The following is a 20,038-nucleotide window of genomic DNA, read 5'->3' as shown; positions in this document are numbered from 1 at the left end:
CGGCGATGCCGGTTTCTGAAAAATTGATTAGACGAGGCTTTCAGCCACGGTCAAACAGGGGGCCGGTGCACAAGTAGGGCCTTCGTAGAGCGGCCAGGCCTGCTCGTGCCTGTGCCGATACCTGATTAGTTCAGGCTCAGACCACGCTGGATGAACCAGGTCACCGGGTCGACCGGGGTGGTGCCATCCGGGTGAATCTCGAAGTGGAGGTGCGTACCGGTGGAGAAGCCGCGGTTACCCATACCGGCGATGACCTGGCCAGCTCGGACAGCTTCGCCGACAGCGACGTAGATGGACTCAATATGGCCGTAGACGGAAACAGAGCCGTCGTCATGGCGAACGCGGATCCACTGACCGTAGCCCTGAGCCGGGCCTGCATCGATAACAGTGCCGTCCATGACGGACATGATTGGGGTGTTGGTGACGTTAGCCAGGTCGACGCCGTAGTGGAAGGTTCCCCAGCGTGGACCGAACGGTGAGGTCAGCAGTCCCACAGTCGGGATGGAGAGCTTCGGAGCGCGGGCAGCCTGGTCGCGAGCAACGCGCTCCTGGTTGTACTGCAACGCCGTAGCGAGGTGGTCGCTGAGGTTAGTGCTCGGATTGAAGGAGCTGGAGGCCAGCACCATCGGAGCATTGTTCTTCGGCTGAGCAGCGCGGGTCTGAGTCGAAGCTGAGTTCTCCGGAGCCTTATTCTCGGTCTCAGCTGCGTGGGCGACCGCGTTGGAAGAAGCAATCGTCGATGCGGACAGTGCGACCAGTGCTGCGCGAGAAGTTGCGGAAACCTCTACCTTGCGGTGCTTTCCGCCTCCGCGACGAGCATTGAAAAACGTCACTTCAATCTCCCTGCCAACGAAACTCTTTGTAACCCAACTGTTATCTAACTTCTGCGATAATAACGGTTCGATATAGGGCAAGCAACTCATATTTAGAGAACTTGTTCACTAATTTGTCAGTTTCAGTTCAATAGAGCCGTGCTGCGACCGTGGGGCTGTTGTCTTGTATCACGGATCCGGTGAAGCGCAACCGGTGTGTTGCCAGGGGATTTATGGCGGATGCCCCTTAATCGAGGGGGTGGGTAGGGAGGTCGGCAAGTAGTTTCCGGGTGAACTAAGGGTGTGGTAGCGGGGGTGACAAAAGGTAACCCATCGACGTTGACAAATGGAAACCAACGGCGAAGCCACTTTGGGGGGGACAGCGGAGGAGGTCGGACTCAACGGATACCGTCCGTCCTGGGATCCGTACCTTCAAATTAGACTCTGCAATGCCTAAACAAAGAGGCGTTGTATGTATGGCACTATATGGCCATGGCTGTGACGCACCCTTGCGTGGCACCCTATCTATATAGGTGGGCAATCAGCTGTCAATGATTAGACGCGGGAAGGACGATGTCACTGTGAAAGGCGCGGATTCGCGGAGAGGTTCCTCCGGTAGCGATCGAAATCGGCGAAGCCGCACCGGTGCCGGTGGCAGCGGCGGTGGTTCCCGTAGCGTCCGCAGTGAGCACAGTGAGCGCACTGCCCGCGCATGGCAGAACACGCAGGCCGGCCGGACTGGCGGTGCGCGCAGCGTCGGTGCCGACAGCAATCGAGGCGCCACGACGAAGATGAAAGCGGGGGGCTCCGGAACGTCGTCACGCAAGGGGCGTCCCTCGGGGGTCCGTCGTTTCATTAACTCTCCCCGTGTGCGCCGGTTTGGGCTGTCTGTTGCCGGTTCTTACGGCGTCGTATTGCTGTTCATCATCTCGGTAGCTCTGATTGGCGTCATCGTCAGCGGCGCTGGAATGTCTCCGCTTCCAGCGAGTATCGCGTCGCTGTGGATGATGTTTAACCTTGCCCCGTTCCGCTTTAACGGCACGACGCTGGGGCTCACGCCGGCGCTACCCGCAGTGCTGACGGTGGCATTCATCGCTTGGCGGGTGCGCCGCGAGGTCGCTGACCGCATCAGCATCAAGGACGTGCGCGCGTTGGTCGGCGCGTATCTGGGCACGCCCATTGTTCTCACCATCATCGCGTGGCTCATGCTTTACGACGCGTCGAAGGTGTTTCCCCGCGTTCAGACCCCCAGTTTCGGTCTGGCGATTGCGGCTGCGCTGCTCGTAAATCTCGTGGCCTTGGTGCTGGGAATGGGGCAGCGGTTGCTGCGTGCACTACTGCTGCGCCGGAAGTTGCCGGAATGGTTGCTCGGGTCTGCGCGACTGGCGGTCAGCTACGTGGCATGGCTGTGGCTGGTCGGTGTTGCGGTGACACTCGTTTCGCTGATTTGGCATCGAGAGTTGCTGGCAGAGACATTTGCAATCACGGATACCGCCGGTGAAAGTGTTGCGGTCAGCGGTCTCTCGCTGCTTTACCTGCCGAATGTAGCCTTCGGTGCTGTCGGTGTGCTGGTAGGTGGAAAATCGACCTTCGGGCCTGCGGAGGCTGGACTATTCGCAGTGCACCCGGCTCAGCTGCCACCCCTGCCGATTTTGGCTGCCATGCCTCAGTCGCTGGCGCACTGGGCTTTCGGAGTGCTGATTGTGCTACCGCCAGCCGTCGCAGCTTGGCGCGTCGTGGCATTCCTGAAGAAATCTGCACCGAAGCAGCCCTACCTGGTCGTCGTTCTCGCTGCCGTGTGGTCAATCATGTTCCTCATGGGGCTGGCTTGGCTGCTCGGCGGTGAGGTTGGCATCTTTGGGTGGGCCGGTGCCTCCTGGTGGCTGACTGGACTGCTCGGCTCGATGTGGCTGGTTGTTCCGGGGGCCATCGTGGTTGTTGCGATGACCGGTGTGCCGTCACTTGGTAGGGACAAGGGAGTCTCGGAAGTGGCCGCAGAAAAGTTCCCGCCGAAGCCTGCGGGAGATGGAAACGGTCATGCTGAGGCTGAGGATGCCGGCGACGCCGATAAGTCCGACAATGACGGGGACAGCTCGGAGGAGTCAGAGGAGTCGGAGGAGATTGTCGACGGGGAAGTCGTAGCGACCTCCGAAGATGAAGTCGAGTCCGACACAGAGGAGGAATCAGAGTCCGGTGCTGAGTCTGAAGATGCTTCAGAAGACGCTGAGGAATCGGACGACTCTGAAGAGGATTCGGAAAGCGCCGCAGGCGGAGGAGAGTCGAGCGAAGTAGATGCGACCGATGAGGGTGAATCCGATGAGGACACCGAAGACTCGGAGGAGGGCGGCGACGGGGAACCGTCGTCAAGCCAAAAGAGCTAAGCCAACTTAGGGGGAGCGGAATTTGGGGTCTCTGTCGGGCTGGGTAAGCTAAACGCCGTGACTGAAGCACAGCCCGTCGCAGAAATTTCGCACAATAATTCCTCCAGCAAGCAGCTCCGCATCGTAGTCCTGGCCTCTGGCCTGGGCTCCCTTTTGCAGTCGATGCTGGAACTGCTGGACGCTGAAAAAGTTCAGATTGTCGCGGTTGGTTCGGACAAGGATTGTCCGGCGCTGGAGAGGGCTCAAAACCTCAATATCCCAACTTTTCGGGTGCCTTTCGATGCTGAGGCAAAGAAGGACCGAGAAGGTTGGGATATTCGTGTTTTAGAGGCCGTGAACAGTTTTTCGCCGGATATCGTTGTCTCGGCGGGTTTCATGCGCATTCTGGGGCCATCATTTGTGGAGGCCTACAGCAATCGCATCATTAATACGCACCCTGCGCTGCTGCCGTCCTTCCCAGGGGCGCGTGCGGTACCGGATGCACTTGACTACGGGGTGAAGGTCACCGGCACGACCGTGCATATTGTTGATAATGGAGTGGACACCGGGCCGATTCTGGCGCAGCAGCCAGTGGCCGTCGAGGACGACGACACGGTGGAGACCCTGCACGAACGAATCAAGGTTGTCGAACGCCGACTCCTGGTTGATGTATTGCACTCGATTGCCGATCACGGAATTGAGCGTGACGGACGAAAGGCTTATCTGAAATGACCAACGACAACACGCAGCGTAAACCGATCAAGCGCGCTCTGATTAGCGTCTACGACAAGACTGGGCTCGAGGAGCTGGCTCGCGACCTGCACGAGGCTGGCGTGGAAATCGTTTCCACCGGTTCCACGGCTGGCAAGATTGCTGCAGCTGGCGTGCCTGTGACCCCGGTTGAGGATCTCACTGGTTTCCCGGAGTGTCTCGAGGGCCGTGTGAAGACGCTGCACCCGCGTGTTCACGCCGGTATTCTGGCTGATACTCGCAAGGAAGACCACCTGGCTCAGCTGAAGGAGCTCGGTGTGGAGGCTTTCCAGCTCGTTGTCGTTAATCTGTACCCGTTCCGGGAGACCGTTGCCTCGGGCGCTTCCTACGACGAGTGCGTGGAGCAGATCGACATTGGAGGCCCGTCGATGGTTCGCGCTGCGGCGAAGAACCATCCGTCGGTCGCCATCGTCGTCGACCCGGCTCGTTACGGCGATGTCGCTACCGCCGTGAAGGAAGGCGGCTTCACCCTCGAGCAGCGCCGTGAGTTCGCTCGCGACGCTTTCCTGCACACCGCTGATTACGACGCAGCTGTGTCCAACTGGTTTGTTGAGCAGCTCGGTAGCGCTGAGGGATCCACGCCGACCCCGCTGCGCTACGGCGAGAACTCTCACCAGTCGGCAACTCTGACCCGCATTGGTACCAAGGGGCTGGCAAACGCCAAGCAGCTGAACGGCAAGGAGATGTCGTACAACAACTACCAGGATGCCGACGCCGCATGGCGTGCCGCCTGGGATCACGAGCGTCCGTGTGTGGCAATCATCAAGCACGCTAACCCGTGCGGCATCGCAGTCTCGGATGAGTCCATCGCCGCAGCTCACCGCGCAGCTCACGCATGTGACTCGATGTCCGCATTCGGCGGTGTCATCGCCGTCAACCGCGAGGTCTCCGTTGAGATGGCCGAACAGGTCAAGGACATCTTCACCGAGGTCATCGTCGCTCCGTCCTACGAAGACGGTGCCGTTGAGGTACTGAAGGCCAAGAAGAATCTGCGTATTCTCGTCGCCGAGTACGAAGCACCGACCACCGAGAACAAGTTCATCTCGGGTGGTCTGCTTACCCAGGATCCGGATACTTACCAGGCAGAGGGAGATAAGCCGGAGAACTGGGAGCTGGCCACCGGCGAGGCATTGAATGCTGAAGAGCTGGCTGAGCTCGAGTTTGCATGGCGCTCCGTCCGCGCTGTGAAGTCCAACGCCATCCTGCTGTCCAAGAACAACGCCACCGTCGGCGTCGGCATGGGCCAGGTCAACCGCGTGGACTCCGCAAAGCTCGCCGTTGAGCGCGCAAATACGCTTGCCGACGGAGAAAACCGTACCCAGGGGGCCTACGCTGCGTCCGATGCCTTCTTCCCGTTCGCTGACGGTCTGCAGGTCCTGATTGATGCCGGTGTGAAGGCAGTTGTCCAGCCAGGTGGCTCCATCCGTGACGAAGAGGTCATCGCTGCTGCCAAGGAAGCTGGCATCACTATGTACATGACAGGTACTCGCCACTTCTTCCACTAATTCCTTGCTGGATTAGGGGCTAACCGCCGCGGTGCTAACTATCACCTCGGCGGTTTTTCTCTACCCGGACGTGTGGGGACCTGTGGGCGAGGATGTGTGTCTGTTGTCGAGCCGTGGTCTATGTGAACACACGCTGAGGGCGGGCGCTGGTGGTAATTATGCAGACGAAATGGCTCCAATGCGTTTAACATAAGGGCTTATGTCACGTAGAACCGAAGCGCGACGGCGTCGAGAAGCAGAGATTCTCTCCGCTGCTGCTGCGATCCTGGCCGACCGAGGGTTTCATCAGACTCGGTTGGAGGATGTTGGCTCCGCTGTTGGCATTTCTGGCCCAGCTCTTTACCGCTACTTCAGCGGCAAGGAAGAGCTGTTGGCGCAGATCCTCATCGATATTTCTATCCGACTTGTCGATGGTGCGCGAGCAGTTCTCGATCGAGCAAAGAGCAATGATTGGGGTCCAGAGGAGACTCTTCGGGGCCTCCTTGCGCATCACGTGCATTTTGCAGTCACGGAGCCCGATCGCATTCGTGTCCAAGAACGCGAAGGCGGAAATCTAGCGCCAGAGCAGAGCGCAAAAGTGCGTTCCTTGCAGCGTCTTTACATGGTCTTATGGGTGGACGCTCTGCGTGAACTACAGCCCGAACTCACCTCCGACGAGGCGCAGCTTAAAGTCCAGCTCACCGCTGGGTTGATTAACTCTTCCAGACATGTGCTCAAATGGGCGGGTCCCGAGGCGACAAGGGATAATGCCTTTGAGATGGCCCTTGCTGCGCTGGGCATTAACAACCAATAATCCGTATTTATTCTTGTGCCGTCTGGCCTCACTGTGCTCAGCAGTGTGAGGTCAGGCGGTTTTATTGTGTGGAGCGGTCGGTCTTATCCAAGTGAATTTACCCCCGAAACAGATTTCTAGGACAAACTTAAATCTCTATTGGAAACATGTTGTGACCTCAGGGAGGGGTGTGTACTTCAAGCTGTCTGAAAGGCATCCGGGGGTAAAAGTATGACCTAGGAAACAAAACTTGTTGTGAAGTGACTGTGGTCACATTAACCTTTCCGTCAAGAAAGTTAATAGTCATTAACGGAAAGTATTTCGCCCATGACTCACGCCCCAGCATTGACCAACCGACAGCGCCACGAAGAGCTCGTCGCAGAGCTCAAAGAGTTGCTCAGCACGACAGCACGCGGTGGTTCCGAACGTGCCCGTGCTCGCCATATTTCCCGCGGTAAGCTGCTGCCACGTCAGCGCATCAACCAACTGCTTGACCCCGGCAGCCCTTTCCTTGAGGTCGCACCTCTAGCGGCCCACGAAATGTATGGCGGCAAGGTTCCGGCTGCTGGCGTCATCGCCGGCATTGGCATCATCGAAGGTCGTCGCTGCCTGGTTGTAGCCAATGACGCAACCGTTTCCGGCGGAACGTACTACCCGTTGACTGTCAAGAAGCACCTGCGCGCACAGGAGATTGCCAGCCTTAACCACTTGCCGTGCATTTACCTGGTCGACTCCGGCGGGGCCATGCTTCTCAACCAGGATGAAGTTTTCCCTGATCGCGATCATTTCGGTCGCATTTTCTACAACCAGGCCAACCTCTCCGCTCGCGGGATTCCGCAGATTGCCGCCGTGATGGGATCCTGTACCGCCGGGGGCGCATACGTGCCGGCGATGAGCGATGAAGCGGTCATTGTGAAAAACCAGGGCACCATCTTCCTGGCAGGCCCACCACTGGTTAAGGCTGCAACTGGTGAAGATGTCACACCAGAGGAACTCGGTGGCGGCGAACTGCACTCCAAGACCTCCGGCGTTACTGACCATCTCGCAGTTAACGATGCCGACGCACTGCGTCGTGTCCGCGATATCGTCGCAACGCTCCCCAAGGACCCGGAAGTTCCGTGGGACACAGAGCCCACCGTCGCGCCGACTCGCAACCAGACCGATCTTTACGATGTCGTCCCCGTCGATGCCAAAGTGCCTTACGACGTTCACGAGGTCATTGAAATTATTGTGGATGGAGGCCAATACCAGGAGTTCAAGGCCGAATTTGGTACGACCCTGGTCACTACTTTTGCCCGCATTCACGGGCACCGCGTCGGCATTATCGCCAACAACGGCATTCTCTTCGCGGAATCTGCACAGAAGGGCGCGCACTTCATCGAGCTGTGTGATCAGCGCGGCATCCCACTGGTATTCCTGCAGAACACCACGGGCTTCATGGTTGGTCGCGAATACGAGGCCGGCGGTATCGCAAAGCACGGCGCCAAGATGGTCAACGCCGTGGCTACCACCCGCGTGCCCAAGTTCACCGTAGTCATCGGCGGTGCCTTCGGCGCCGGCAACTACTCCATGTGCGGTCGCGCATATTCGCCGCGCTTCCTCTGGATGTGGCCGAATGCTCGCATTTCCGTCATGGGCGGTCCACAGGCGGCGATGACGCTGTCGACGGTTCGTCGCAACCAGATTGAACGCTCAGGTGAGAGCTGGTCGCAGGAAGACCAGGAGGAGTTTGAAGCTCCGATCCGCGAGCAGTTTGAGCGCCAGTCGCACTGCTATTACTCATCGGCTCGCCTGTGGGATGACGGTGTCATCGATCCCGCAGATACCCGCCGAATTCTTGGCATGGCCCTCGATGTGGCAAGTGGCGCGCCCCTGGATGAACAGGGCTTCGGCATCTTCCGCATGTAGTAACCAGCTAAAAACTCTCGACACCGCATTTTCTGGAAAGGAAACACAGGGCACATGACAGCGCACAACACGCAGCCCCACGCAGCTGGCGGCAGCCTGAGTACCGTATTGGTCGCAAACCGCGGGGAGATTGCCTGCCGCATTATTCGAACCCTTCGTGACAACGGAATTCGCTCCGTCGCGGTTTACTCGGATGCCGATGCCGACGCCCCTCACGTCCGCATGGCGGATATGGCCATCCACATTGGCCCATCTCCGGCACGCGAGTCCTATCTGGTTATCGACAAGATTATCGATGCCGCTCGCCGCTGCGACGCAGACGGAATCCACCCCGGTTACGGCTTTCTGTCTGAAAACGCAGACTTCGCGACCGCCTGTGAGGAAGCAGGTATTGAATTCATTGGCCCACCGGCCAGCGCCATCAACATCATGGGTGACAAAATCTCCGCCCGCGCTGCCGTCGAAGCCCGCGATGTTCCCACCGTGCCGGGTCTTTCTCGCCCCGGGCTTAGCGACGAGGACCTCATTGAGGCAGCCCCATCGATTGGCTTTCCTGTACTGATTAAGCCGTCGGCAGGCGGTGGTGGCAAGGGGATGCACCGCGTGGAAAATGCTGCTGACCTGCCGGCGGCACTCGCAACAGCTCGTCGTGAAGCGGCGGGTGCCTTCGGCGATGACTCCCTGTTCATCGAGCACTTCGTCGACACCCCGCGGCATATCGAGGTGCAGATTCTCGCAGATAAACACGGCAATGTAATCCACTTGGGCGAGCGTGAGTGCTCGCTGCAGCGACGCCATCAGAAGGTCATCGAGGAAGCGCCGAGCCCTCTGCTGGATGAGGAAACGCGCAGCGCAATTGGTGAAGCGGCCTGTGACGCGGCACGCTCGGTTGGCTACGTCGGCGCGGGCACGGTGGAGTTCATTGTGCCGGCGAAGGACCCGTCGTCGTTCTTCTTCATGGAGATGAATACGCGCCTGCAGGTTGAGCACCCCGTGACTGAGCAGGTCACCGGCCTGGATCTGGTGGCGCTGCAGGTTGACATTGCCTCGGGACGCCCACTGCCGGTTGCTCAGGAAGATGTAACTCTTACCGGTCACTCGATTGAAGCTCGCGTGTATGCCGAAGACCCGGCGGCGGGTTTCCTGCCCACCGGTGGCACGGTCACACGTGTCGTCGAGCCGAGCGGGGTGGGAATCCGGGTGGATTCCGGCATTGTCGACGGTTCCGAGGTCTCATCTCTCTATGATCCGATGTTGATGAAGATCATCTCCTACGGTGAAAACCGTGAGCAGGCGCTCGAGCGGCTGGACAAGGCGCTGGGGGACACCGTTGTCGCAGGTGTCGGAGTCAATATCGATTTTTGTCGCTATCTGCTGAACGTCCCCGAGGTTCGCGCCGGCGATCTTGACACCGGACTGCTCGACCGCGTGGCGGAAGGCTTCGCCACCACCGAAACGCCGGACGATGTGTACCTCGCCGCCGCGATGGACTGGCTGGCTTCTCGCTTTGAAGAGGCCACCGACTCACCGTGGCTCACCCCGGATGGCTGGCGTGCCAGTGCGCCTGCCGCGCAGCGCATTCGCTTCGGGGCAGGGGAGAACTCGCGTCTGATCTCGATTGTGGGCACCCCGTCGAGTACCGACGTCGTTGTCGGTGACGTAGTCGCAGGTCTGTCGGCCGAAGCGGAGAACGAAGATATCGACGTTCCAGAACCGCGAAATTACAAAGTTTCGGTCTATCGCGACGGGGAACATCTGCGCATCGTCCGCGACGGAGTTGCACAGCACTTCCTGGTCGAAACCATCGACAACGCTGGGTCAGCGAACCACGAAGAATACGTCGTCGCCGGTGCCCACGGCACCTGGGTATTGCCCCGCACCGAGGTAGTCACCACCGGCGCCGAAGCCGATGCCGGTGGCTCAGGAGTTATCCAAGCTCCGATGCCCGGCGCGATTATCGCGCTGGCGGTGGAGGAGGGAACCCGCGTCGAAGTTGGTGACGCTCTGTTGGTCATGGAGGCCATGAAGATGGAGCACACTCTCACCGCCGAAATTGCAGGTGAGGTTAGCTTCACCGTCGCGCCGGGCGATCAGGTCACCGGTGACCAGCAGCTGGCCGTCATCACCGTAGCCGAAGCCGAGGAATAAAAACCCACACAAAACGCACCAATCAGGTCCCACACCTACAAAATCTTTAAGGAGCACTCATCATGTCCGAAAGCACCAAGATTGCAACCGCCATCCTCGACGACGAATACGTGGAACTGCAGAAAGTAGTTCGCGAATTTGCCAATGAAGTTGTCGATCCGGTTTCTGCCGAGCATGACCGCAACCACACCTTCCCGTACGAGATTGTCTCGCAGATGGGAGAAATGGGCCTGTTCGGTCTGCCATTCCCCGAGGAAGTCGGTGGCATGGGCGGTGACTACCTGTCCTTCGGTATTGCTCTGGAGGAGCTAGCTAAAGTCGATCAGTCGGTCGCTATCACCCTGGAAGCGGGCGTTGGCCTAGGTGCCATGCCAATCTTCCACTTCGGCAATGACAAGCAGAAGGAGACCTACCTGCCCGAGCTGACTGCTGGTAAGAAGCTGGCCGGTTTTGGTCTCACCGAGCCGGATGCAGGTTCCGACGCCGGTGCCACCCGCACGACAGCCCGTGAAGACGGCGATGATTTCGTCATCAACGGTGCCAAGCAGTTCATCACCAACTCCGGTACCGACATCACTTCGCTGGTTACTGTCACCGCAGTCACCGGCCAGAAGGACGATGGAAAGAAGGAGATTTCTACCATCATCGTGCCGAGTGGCACGGAGGGCTTTGTCGCGGAACCGGCTTACGACAAGGTCGGTTGGAATGCCTCCGACACCCACCCACTGACCTTTACCGATGTCCGCGTCCCCCAGGAGAACCTGCTGGGCACCCGTGGTCGCGGCTTCGCTAACTTCCTGTCCATCTTGGCGGAGGGCCGAGTCGCGATTGCAGCTCTTGCCACTGGTGCTGCGCAGGGCTGTGTCGACGAGTCTGTTCGCCACGCAAAGGAACGCCACTCCATGGGCCGAGCGATTGGTGAGTACCAGGCTGTTTCCTTCAAGATCGCACGAATGGAAGCGCGTGCGCATGCCGCACGTATGGCGTGGTACGACGCAGCCGCAAAGATGGCCGCGGGCGCAGATTTCCGTCGTGAAGCGTACATCGCCAAGATGATTGCCTCCGAGGCCGCGATGGACAACGCGCGCGACGCGACACAGATTTTCGGTGGCTACGGATTCATGAACGAGTACCGCGTGGCACGTCACTACCGCGACTCCAAGATTCTGGAGATTGGCGAGGGCACCACCGAAGTTCAGCTCATGCTGATCGCACGCGGATTGGGGCTGTAAAATGGCTGACAACAACGTAACCGAAGTCACCCACGACGTCGTCCAGCGCGGACTGTGGTTCGAAGAGTACGAGGTCGGCGCGCGTTACCTGCACCGACCGGGGCGAACCGTCACTGAAACCGATGACGTCCTGTTCACGACGCTGACCATGAACACCCAGCCACTGCACCTGGATGCGCACTGGTCGAGCCAGCAGCCGGGATTCGGCGGCGAGCGGCTGGTCAACTCCATGTGGACGCTGTCGACGGTTGTCGGGCTGTCCGTCGGGCAGCTGACGCTCGGCACCATCGTCGCCAACCTCGGCTTCACCGAAGTGGCGTTTCCCGCACCGATGTTCCACGGCGACACCCTGTATGCAGAGACCGTCTGTCGTAACAAGCGTCTGTCCAAGTCCCGCCCCAACCAGGGCATTGTCGAGCTCGAGCACATCGGACGCAATCAGGACGGCACCGTCGTCTGCCGCGCCGTCCGGTCCACGCTCGTCCAATGCGCACCGACTTCGCTTGACGACGGCTCCGAGAACGCGGCTTCAGCGGGGAAGTGAGTGGCTCATGTCTACGCATAACTCCTGGCAGCCGCTGGGCCCTGCAATTCTGTTTGCGCCGGCAGACAGGCCGGAACGATTCGCTAAAGCTGCTGACCGTGCCGACATGGTGATTCTGGACCTGGAGGACGGCTGTCGCGCAGAAAACCGTGAGGCCGCCCGCGAGGCTATCGCCTCCTGTGACCTCGACCCGGCCCGCACGATTGTGCGTGTCAATCCACCGGAGGTTGAGGACTACGCAGCGGATATTGACATGCTGCGTGGCACCGCTTTCCGCCAGGTGATGCTGCCCAAGGCTTCATCGGCTCAGCAAGTGGATGAGTTGGTAGCGGCACTGGGGGAGAAGACCCAGGTCATTGCCCTTATTGAAACTCCGCTTGGGGTCATGCGCGCCGAAGAGCTGGCACGGGCCGATGGTGTCGTTGCACTGTTCTGGGGCGCAGAGGACCTGGTGGCGGGATTGGCGGGAACGTCATCACGCTTTAGCGAAGCAGAGGCTGCACTCGTGCCGGGCCGTATCCATGCGGGTAGCTACCGCAGTGTGGCGGTACATACCCGCAGCCACGTTCACCTGGCTGCAGCGGCGCACGGTAAGGCCAGTCTGGATTCCATCTACGTCAATATCTCCGACGCGAATGGGCTAGCTGCGGAGGCCGCAGATGCCGCTGCGTTGGGATTTGCCGCCACCGTCTGTATCCACCCCGGTCAGGTCCCGACAATCCGCCAGGCTTACCGCCCCAGCGACGAGGAGATTGACTGGGCGCGTCGGCTCTTGGCGGAAGCGGAAGAGAACACCGGCGCCTTCAGCTTTGGCGGCCAGATGGTGGATGCGCCGCTCTTCCGTCAAGCAGAAGCCATTGCTCGGCGAGCTGCCGTAACCGGTTAGTCCCACGGCCGGTAACGACCACTGATTTATCCCCCTAAAGAACACATTTTCCTCTCACACACTCCGCACTCTGCGGAGTCACTTAAACCAAGGAGAACTCCCCATGACCGCGACATTGAAGAACCACGCAGAACAGCGCACTGCTGATCCTTCGAAGCTGCCGGAGGGCTTCACCACTGTGCCGGCGCCATACGGCAAGGATGTTGTCGATGCCGATGGCAACAAGATGAGCCACGTGTTCGGCGCCGGTGTCGAGCAAGGTGCCGCTCCACTTCGCGATGAGACCCTCGGTGAGAACCTGCGTGCGATTGTGGAGAAATTCCCTTCCCGCGACGCCGTCGTTGACGTCTACGCGGATGTCTCCTTTACCTTTGAGCGTTTCTACAACCGAGTTTTGCGCCTGGCCAGCGCTTTCATCCGGGAGGGCTACCGTCCAGGAGACCGCATCGGCATTTGGTCTACCAACCGATGGGAGTGGACCGTGGTGCAGTACGCCTGCCACCACATCGGCTTGGTGCTGGTCAACATCAACCCGGCTTACCGCCAGCACGAGCTGAACTACGTGCTGGAAAAGGCAGGTGTGCGTATGGTGTTTGCCGCTCGCCGCTACAAGGACTCCGATTACCGAACCATGCTGATCGAGGCCTCCAAGCAGCGCGGTGTGCGCCTGGACAAGGTCATCTACTTCGGTTCGTCCGAATGGTACGAGCACATGCACAGCGAGATCGACGACCTGAGCGAGTACACCTCCCAGCTGAAACCGGATGATCCAATCAACATCCAGTTCACCTCGGGCACGACAGGCTTTCCCAAGGGCGCTACGCTAACGCACCGCAACCTGCTGAACAATGGATACTTCATCGGTGAGCTGTTGGGCTACACCGAGACCGACCGCATCTGTGTGCCGGTGCCGTTCTTCCACACCTTCGGCATGGTGATTGGCACCTTCGCCGCCTTCACCCACGGTGCCGCTATTGTCATCCCGGCCCCGTCGTTTAAGGCGCGTGAAACACTCAAGGCTGTGCACTCGGCCAAGGCCACCAGCCTCTACGGCGTGCCGACGATGTTCATCAATGAGCTTGAAGAAGCTCATGATCAGGAGGAATACGGATCCCCTTACGACCTGTCGCTGCTGCGCACAGGTGTGATGGCAGGTACCTCGTGCCCGTCGAAGACCATGCGTGATGTGATGGACAAACTCAATATGCACGAGATTGCCATCTGTTACGGCATGACGGAGACCTCGCCGGTGTCCTTCCAGACCCGCGCGGATTCTCCGCTGGAAAAGCGCGTCAACACCGTCGGCCAAATCATGCCGCACTTGGAAGCCCGCATCATTTGTGAAGAAACGGGTGAGACGCTGCCGCGAGGCGAACAGGGCGAGGTTGTCGTTCGCGGATACTCCGTTATGAAGGAGTACTGGGAACACCCGGAAAAAACCGCCGAGGCCATCGACGCCGACGGCTGGATGCACACCGGCGACTTGGGTGTGCTTGACGACGAGGGCTACCTGTCCATCACCGGACGTATTAAGGACATGCTCATCCGTGGCGGTGAGAACATCTACCCGCGCGAAATTGAAGAGTTCCTGTTCACCCACCCGGCTGTCGTCGATGCGCAGGTCATCGGTGTGCCGGATGACAAGTACGGCGAAGAGATCATGGCATGGGTAATTCTGCACGACGATGTGGAAGACCTCACCGCTGACGATGTGGCGGCCTTTGCCCACGGCAAGCTGTCGCGTCACAAGATTCCGCGCTACGTCCACGTCGTCGAAGAGTTCCCGATGACCGCGTCGGGCAAGGTCCGCAAGGTCGAGATGCGTGAGATGGCTCCGCGAATCCTGGGCTGGGTGTAGAACAATGTCAAAAACAACTGATCAGACCGGCCGAGAGCTTGTCGCAGGCCTTGTCACTGATGGAATGACCCTGGCAGTTGGCGGCTTTGGCCTGTGTGGTGTGCCATATACCCTCATCGAAGGCGTGCGCGACTCCGGGGCAAAAGACCTCACCATCGTGTCCAACAACATGGGCATTGACGGTACTGGACTCGGCATTCTGTTGGAGAACAAACAGGTGGCAAAGGTAGTGGCCTCCTACGTCGGCGAGAACAAGGAGTTTGCCCGCCAGTACCTCGAAGGAGAAATCGAGGTGGAGTTCACCCCTCAGGGAACTCTGGCTGAGCGGCTTCGCGCAGGGGGCGCAGGTATTCCCGCGTTCTACACCGCAACCGGCGTCGGCACGCTCGTTGCAGAGGGCAAGCCCCACGCCGACTTCGACGGGCAGACCTACGTGCAGGAGCGTGGCATCGTTGCTGACATTGGCCTGGTGCACGCCTACCACGGCGATATCGAGGGCAACCTTGTCTATCGCCGGACCGCGCAGAACTTCAACCCGCTGTGCGCAGCATCCGGCAGGGTGACCGTTGCGGAGGTGGAGCACTTGCTTGGCCGCGGTGAGATCGACCCGGATCTGGTGATGACTCCGGGTGTGTATATCCAGCACATCGTCCGCGGTGACGGCCGTGAGAAGCTCATTGAAAAGCGCACAACTCGGCCACGCAATACCGATTCCAGCCACGATGCCGGTGACGCGGCAGCAGGGGAGGAGATTTAAATGGCACCTGCGAAGACAATTATGGACAAGGGCTGGAGCCGTGACGAGATGGCACAGCAGGCCGCCGAAGAGCTGCGCGATGGCGACTATGTGAATCTGGGTATCGGCATTCCGACACTGGTGGCAAACCATATTCCCGAAGGTGTGCGTGTTCTGCTGCAGAGTGAAAACGGAATTCTGGGAATGGGCGCCTTCCCATATGAAGGTGAAGAGGACGCCGACCTTATCAATGCGGGCAAGCAGACCGTGACATTGGTGCCGGGCGCGGCAATCTTCGACTCCGCCACCAGCTTCGGCATGATTCGCGGCGGTGCTGTGAAAATGGCCGTGTTGGGTGCAATGGAGGTTAGCCAGTGCGGTGGCCTGGCCAACTGGATGATTCCAGGAAAGATGGTCAAGGGCATGGGCGGCGCGATGGACTTAGTCGCTGGTACCCCTCGAGTGGTGGTTTTGACCGATCACGTTTCCAAAGATGGCAAACCAAAATTGGTAAAAGCCTGCGAACTGCCCCTCACAGGTGCAAAAGTAGTGAAAAGGATTATTAGCAACCTGGGAAGCTTCGATGTCGCTGATGATCACCTGGTGTTACGCAGGCTGGCACCTGGGGTGACGCTAGCCGATATCGAGGCCAACACCGAAGCCGCATACGTGGTTGACCTCGAGAATTAAATACGCAGCAATCATGGTCAGTCCACACTCATCAGATTTGACTTAGGAGAATCCATCCATGAGTAACCTTCCAGCTCCCAGCCCGAATGATGTCGTTATCCTCGCCGGTGCCCGCACCCCGCAGGGCAAGCTGCTCGGCCAGCTGGCACCGCTTACTTCCGTCGAACTCGGCGCACATGCTGTCAAGCACGCTGTCCAGCGTTCCGGCGTTGCCCCGGAAGAGGTTCAGCACGTCGTTCTGGGCCAGGTGATTCTCGCAGGCGCTGGCCAGAACCCGGCCCGACAGGTCGCCATTAAGGCAGGTCTGCCATGGAATACGACCGCTGAGATCGTTAACAAAGTCTGCCTCTCGGGCCTAAACGCTGTCATTCACGCTGCTCGCCTGATTCGTCTCGGTGATGCAGACGTTGTTGTTGCAGGTGGTCAGGAGTCCATGACGCACGCTCCGCACGTTGCACGCGGTGTTCGTCAGGGCAAGTCCTTCGGTGCGCTGAAGCTGGAGGACACCTTGGAGCGCGACGGTCTGGTCGACTCCTTCGATGGTGTGTCCATGGGTACGCTTACCGACGGTCCGAACAGCGACCTCGGCATTAGCCGCGAGCAGCAGGACGAAGTTGCGGCCGCTTCTCACCAGCGTGCAGCCAAGGCGCAGGAAGACGGCATTTTCGCGCAGGAAATCGCTCCAATCGAGATTCCGCAGCGCAAGGGTGACCCGGTAGTTGTCGACACCGACCAGGGCATTCGCCCGGAGACCACTGTGGAGACCCTGGCTAAGCTGCGTCCGGTCTTCCTGAAGGAAAACGGCACCATCACTGCCGGTAACTCCTCGCCGATTTCCGACGGTGCCGCAGCAGTTGTGCTGGCATCGCGTGCCTACGCAGAGAAGCACGGCCTGGACTACCTCGCAGTTGTGGGCAAGGCCGGCCAGACCGCAGGTCCGGATAACTCCCTGCACGCTCAGCCGGCGGACTCTTTGAAGGAGGCTCTGCGTCGCGCTGAGTGGGACGCGCAGGAGCTTGACTTCATCGAGATCAACGAGGCATTTGGTGCGGTGGCCGTCAAGTCCCTGCGTGAGCTGGACTACCCGCTGGAAAAGACCAACATCCACGGTGGCGCGATTGCCCTCGGCCACCCGATTGGCTGCTCCGGTGCCCGCCTGACTCTGACCGCTGCAATGGAGCTGAACCGTCGCGGTTCGGGTCGCGCTGGTGTGTCCCTGTGTGGTGGCGGCGGCCAGGGCGACGCGCTGCTGCTGTACCGCGACTAATCGCATAGGTTAAAAACTCAGTAAACCCGCGTTGTGGTTTCCACTCTATGGACCCCACAACGCGGGTTTTGTTGTCTCCTGGGAGAGCCTGCGCGAAGGTGATTCGAGTTTTCAATTAGGTTAGGAGCTATGACAGGCTTTAGCTCCCTCGATGGTGAACAGACCTTCCCTTGGCTTCCCTCTGGCCCGGCGCTACTCTTCGCCCCGGCTGACCGTCCGGAACGTTTCCAGAAAGCTGCTGAACGATCGGACATGGTCATTATTGACCTGGAGGACGGCGCTGCCGTTGACAATCACGAGCAGGCACGTGCGAACATCATCAACAATCCGCTCGACCCGGAGGTGACTATTCTTCGGATTACCGGTCCTGGGACTCCGACCTTCGCGGAGGATGTCGCCTTTGCCCGTACATGTGACTACGACATCGTCATGGTGCCCAAGATTCGAGACTCCATTCCCGCAGAGCTCGAAGGGTTGAAGATCATCGCGATGATTGAAACCCCGCAGGCCATGATTAATATCCAGCAGATTGCCACGCACCAGGACGTTGTGGGGCTGTTCTGGGGTGCCGAAGACCTGACCGCCGAACTCGGTGGGGCGTCCTCGCGTCAGAGTGTGGATGAAAACCCTCGTCGCCACTACCGCGATCCGCAGCGATTGGCTCGTGCACTCGTTCAGGTGCATGCAGCTGCAGCGGGTATTGCCGCCATTGATGCCGTTCATACTGACTTTCGCGATGAGCGCGGCCAGTACCTAGAGGCTCTCGATGCCGTGGGCTGTGGTTTCTTGGCTACGGCCTGCATCCACCCGGCGATGGTGCCGCCGGTGCGCAAGGCATATAAGCCGTCGGAAGCAACGCTCGCCCGCGCCCGGAAGATTGTCGATCACGCAGGTACGCACACTGGCGCCTTCCAGCTCGATGGCGAGATGATTGACGCGCCCGTCGTAAAGCAGGCGGTGGCAGCGCTCGCGCGTGCGGGAATTACGGAGTAACTAGCGGCGGGATTTCGCCAGGTTCTCGGTGACTTTCCGGTCGATGCGGCCGAAGTTGTAGTACGCCGCACAAGCGCCTTCGGGGGAGACCATGCAGGTGCCGATGGGGGTCGCCGGGGTGCAGGCGGTGCCGAAGACCGCGCATTGCCACGGCTTGATGTGGCCGGTGAGCACAGATCCGCATTCGCAGGTCACGGGGTCTGGGATCCGGCGCCCCGGCACCTGGAAACGGCGCTCGGCATCGAATGCTGCGTATTCCTCAGAGATGCCGAGGCCGGAGTTTTCAATCCAGCCGAGGCCGCGCCACTCGAAGATGTCGCGGAGGGAAAAGACGCGGTCCATAAGTTTCTGCGCGGTGGTGTTGCCGGAGGAGCGCACAACGCGCGCGTACTGGTTGTCCACCCGCGACTTACCGGCAGCAACGTCGCCGCTGACGAATTGATCTAGCAGCATGACGACGGCCTGGAGTACATCCAATGGCTCAAAACCGGTGACCGCCACTGGCAGATTGAACTCGCGCGGCAGGAACTCGAAAGCGTCCGTGCCGGTGGTGGTGGCCACGTGGCCTGGGCCGATAAACCCATCAACCTTGGTTTCGCCGCCGTTGACGATGGCGCGCAGCGGCGGCTCGATAAGTACGTGGTTGGAAAACACGGAGAAGTTTTCCACACCCTGCCGGCGTGCGGCCTCAACGGTCACGGCAGTCGACGGGGCGGTGGTCTCGAACCCGACGGCGAAGAAAACGACCTGCTTATCGGGGTTGTCGGTGGCAATTTTCAGCGCGTCGAGAGGCGAGTAGACAAAGCGTACATCGGCGCCGCGCGCACGTGCCTGCATCAGCGACGTTTCGGACCCCGGCACGCGCATCATGTCGCCGAAGGTCGTGAAAATGACGTCTTCCTGCTGTGCCAGCCAGATGGCATCGTCGACGCGCCCCATGGGGATGACACAGACGGGGCAGCCGGGTCCGTGAATCAGCTCGATGTTCTCCGGCAGGAGGTTTTCCAAGCCGTAGCGGTAAATGGTGTGCGTGTGCCCGCCACAGACTTCCATCAGTGCGATGGGCTTTTCCAGCTTGGTGGCCTCGCGTTCAATGCGTGCGAGCAGCTTCTTCGCAGCGGCGGGATCGCGGAATTCGTCAACGTATTTCATGGTGCCGTCCAGCCCCTTAGTTGATCTGTGACGATGAGAAGGATTCCAGCTCATCCTCGTAAGCGTCGCCACCTAGCTGTTTGATTTGCTGGAGCGAGAGCCTGGCCTCTTCCTCGTCGATCTTGCTCATGGCGAAACCGACATGTACGAGAACCCAATCACCGGCGGTGAGGTTCTCGTCAATAAGTAAATCGGTGGAAATCATGCGTGCGACGCCACCAATTTCCACTGTTGCACGGGCAGCATCGTGGACTTCCGTGATGACGGCGGGGACACCAAGACACATACGCTTCTCCTCGTTTGCAATACTTTTCGAGACTACCATCAGGAGCAGCGAGCCTCGTTTTCGAAGGACGAGTGACGCAAGCAGTTTTGTCCGCCAGCAGCTGTGAAGTTAGGGATAG

General features: G+C 59.6%; 17 protein-coding genes. 14 read left to right on the top strand and 3 right to left on the bottom strand.

The window, feature by feature from the left end:
• Window positions 1-125: 125 nt before the first annotated feature.
• Complete coding sequence (locus tag I6J19_RS00585) at window positions 126-833, bottom strand: M23 family metallopeptidase (protein WP_038627829.1); 708 nt, start codon at window positions 831-833, stop codon at window positions 126-128.
• Window positions 834-1,363: 530 nt separating this feature from the next.
• On the opposite strand from I6J19_RS00585, the gene I6J19_RS00580 reads away from it, so the two are divergent.
• The 14 genes from I6J19_RS00580 (at window position 1,364) to I6J19_RS00520 (ending at window position 18,482) form a co-directional block, all read left to right on the top strand.
• Entirely contained in the window at window positions 1,364-3,193 is a 1,830-nt protein-coding gene (locus I6J19_RS00580; RefSeq protein WP_038627831.1) for a cell division protein PerM, read from the top strand.
• Between the two features lie 57 nt (window positions 3,194-3,250).
• Window positions 3,251-3,904 (top strand): phosphoribosylglycinamide formyltransferase, encoded by a 654-nt coding sequence (gene purN, locus I6J19_RS00575; protein ID WP_016422166.1) that lies wholly within the window; start codon window positions 3,251-3,253, stop codon window positions 3,902-3,904.
• Window positions 3,901-5,448, top strand: coding sequence for a bifunctional phosphoribosylaminoimidazolecarboxamide formyltransferase/IMP cyclohydrolase (purH, locus tag I6J19_RS00570; protein ID WP_038627842.1), 1,548 nt, complete (start codon window positions 3,901-3,903; stop codon window positions 5,446-5,448). The genes purN and purH overlap by 4 nt, the downstream gene beginning before the upstream one ends.
• Before the next feature lie 199 nt (window positions 5,449-5,647).
• Entirely contained in the window at window positions 5,648-6,241 is a 594-nt protein-coding gene (locus I6J19_RS00565; protein WP_038627845.1) for a TetR/AcrR family transcriptional regulator, read from the top strand.
• 306 nt (window positions 6,242-6,547) lie between these two features.
• Entirely contained in the window at window positions 6,548-8,128 is a 1,581-nt protein-coding gene (locus I6J19_RS00560) for a carboxyl transferase domain-containing protein (RefSeq protein ID WP_070431953.1), read from the top strand.
• 54 nt (window positions 8,129-8,182) lie between these two features.
• Window positions 8,183-10,276, top strand: coding sequence for an acetyl-CoA carboxylase biotin carboxylase subunit (locus I6J19_RS00555; protein WP_038627850.1), 2,094 nt, complete (start codon window positions 8,183-8,185; stop codon window positions 10,274-10,276).
• Between the two features lie 62 nt (window positions 10,277-10,338).
• The gene (locus I6J19_RS00550; RefSeq protein ID WP_049182292.1) at window positions 10,339-11,508 is read left to right on the top strand and encodes an acyl-CoA dehydrogenase family protein; all 1,170 of its coding nucleotides are present in this window, start codon (window positions 10,339-10,341) and stop codon (window positions 11,506-11,508) included.
• A gap of 1 nt (window position 11,509) precedes the next feature.
• The gene (locus tag I6J19_RS00545) at window positions 11,510-12,052 is read left to right on the top strand and encodes a MaoC family dehydratase (RefSeq protein ID WP_038627852.1); all 543 of its coding nucleotides are present in this window, start codon (window positions 11,510-11,512) and stop codon (window positions 12,050-12,052) included.
• 7 nt (window positions 12,053-12,059) lie between these two features.
• Window positions 12,060-12,938 carry an HpcH/HpaI aldolase/citrate lyase family protein gene (locus I6J19_RS00540; protein WP_038627854.1) on the top strand — a complete coding sequence of 293 codons (879 nt, stop codon included), beginning with the start codon at window positions 12,060-12,062 and terminating at the stop codon, window positions 12,936-12,938.
• A gap of 103 nt (window positions 12,939-13,041) precedes the next feature.
• Window positions 13,042-14,796, top strand: a complete 1,755-nt coding sequence (locus I6J19_RS00535) for an AMP-binding protein (protein ID WP_038627856.1) — start codon at window positions 13,042-13,044, stop codon at window positions 14,794-14,796.
• A gap of 4 nt (window positions 14,797-14,800) precedes the next feature.
• Window positions 14,801-15,553: a CoA transferase subunit A gene (locus I6J19_RS10840; RefSeq protein ID WP_038627858.1), complete on the top strand. Its 753-nt coding sequence runs from the start codon at window positions 14,801-14,803 to the stop codon at window positions 15,551-15,553.
• Window positions 15,554-16,222 (top strand): 3-oxoacid CoA-transferase subunit B, encoded by a 669-nt coding sequence (locus I6J19_RS10835; protein ID WP_038627860.1) that lies wholly within the window; start codon window positions 15,554-15,556, stop codon window positions 16,220-16,222.
• A 58-nt stretch (window positions 16,223-16,280) separates the two neighbouring features.
• Complete coding sequence (locus I6J19_RS00525) at window positions 16,281-17,489, top strand: acetyl-CoA C-acetyltransferase (protein ID WP_038627863.1); 1,209 nt, start codon at window positions 16,281-16,283, stop codon at window positions 17,487-17,489.
• Window positions 17,490-17,618: 129 nt separating this feature from the next.
• On the top strand, window positions 17,619-18,482 hold the full coding sequence (locus I6J19_RS00520; protein WP_038627866.1) for an HpcH/HpaI aldolase/citrate lyase family protein: 864 nt from the start codon (window positions 17,619-17,621) through the stop codon (window positions 18,480-18,482).
• Here the strand turns inward: I6J19_RS00520 and hypD are convergent, their stop codons facing one another.
• Window positions 18,483-19,634: a hydrogenase formation protein HypD gene (gene hypD, locus I6J19_RS00515; RefSeq protein ID WP_038627869.1), complete on the bottom strand. Its 1,152-nt coding sequence runs from the start codon at window positions 19,632-19,634 to the stop codon at window positions 18,483-18,485. It lies immediately after the preceding gene.
• A 16-nt stretch (window positions 19,635-19,650) separates the two neighbouring features.
• A complete protein-coding gene (locus tag I6J19_RS00510; RefSeq protein WP_038629409.1) occupies window positions 19,651-19,920 on the bottom strand; it encodes a HypC/HybG/HupF family hydrogenase formation chaperone in 270 nt (89 codons plus the stop codon).
• Between the last annotated feature and the right edge of the window lie 118 nt (window positions 19,921-20,038).

The organism is Corynebacterium amycolatum, from assembly GCF_016889425.1.
GTDB lineage: Bacteria > Actinomycetota > Actinomycetes > Mycobacteriales > Mycobacteriaceae > Corynebacterium > Corynebacterium amycolatum.
Note: the sequence above shows the minus strand (reverse complement) of the source record. Positions and strands in the feature narration are given on the sequence as shown.

Coding starts and splice junctions, on each gene's coding strand:
- I6J19_RS00555 (WP_038627850.1), top strand. CDS start 8,183: ATGACAGCGCACAACACGCAGCCCCACGCAGCTGGCGGCAGCCTGAGT.
- I6J19_RS00580 (WP_038627831.1), top strand. CDS start 1,364: ATGATTAGACGCGGGAAGGACGATGTCACTGTGAAAGGCGCGGATTCG.
- I6J19_RS00535 (WP_038627856.1), top strand. CDS start 13,042: ATGACCGCGACATTGAAGAACCACGCAGAACAGCGCACTGCTGATCCT.
- I6J19_RS00510 (WP_038629409.1), bottom strand. CDS start 19,920: ATGTGTCTTGGTGTCCCCGCCGTCATCACGGAAGTCCACGATGCTGCC.
- I6J19_RS00525 (WP_038627863.1), top strand. CDS start 16,281: ATGAGTAACCTTCCAGCTCCCAGCCCGAATGATGTCGTTATCCTCGCC.
- I6J19_RS00550 (WP_049182292.1), top strand. CDS start 10,339: ATGTCCGAAAGCACCAAGATTGCAACCGCCATCCTCGACGACGAATAC.
- I6J19_RS10835 (WP_038627860.1), top strand. CDS start 15,554: ATGGCACCTGCGAAGACAATTATGGACAAGGGCTGGAGCCGTGACGAG.
- hypD (WP_038627869.1), bottom strand. CDS start 19,634: ATGAAATACGTTGACGAATTCCGCGATCCCGCCGCTGCGAAGAAGCTG.
- I6J19_RS00540 (WP_038627854.1), top strand. CDS start 12,060: ATGTCTACGCATAACTCCTGGCAGCCGCTGGGCCCTGCAATTCTGTTT.
- I6J19_RS00545 (WP_038627852.1), top strand. CDS start 11,510: ATGGCTGACAACAACGTAACCGAAGTCACCCACGACGTCGTCCAGCGC.
- I6J19_RS00520 (WP_038627866.1), top strand. CDS start 17,619: ATGACAGGCTTTAGCTCCCTCGATGGTGAACAGACCTTCCCTTGGCTT.
- purH (WP_038627842.1), top strand. CDS start 3,901: ATGACCAACGACAACACGCAGCGTAAACCGATCAAGCGCGCTCTGATT.
- I6J19_RS00565 (WP_038627845.1), top strand. CDS start 5,648: ATGTCACGTAGAACCGAAGCGCGACGGCGTCGAGAAGCAGAGATTCTC.
- I6J19_RS10840 (WP_038627858.1), top strand. CDS start 14,801: ATGTCAAAAACAACTGATCAGACCGGCCGAGAGCTTGTCGCAGGCCTT.
- I6J19_RS00560 (WP_070431953.1), top strand. CDS start 6,548: ATGACTCACGCCCCAGCATTGACCAACCGACAGCGCCACGAAGAGCTC.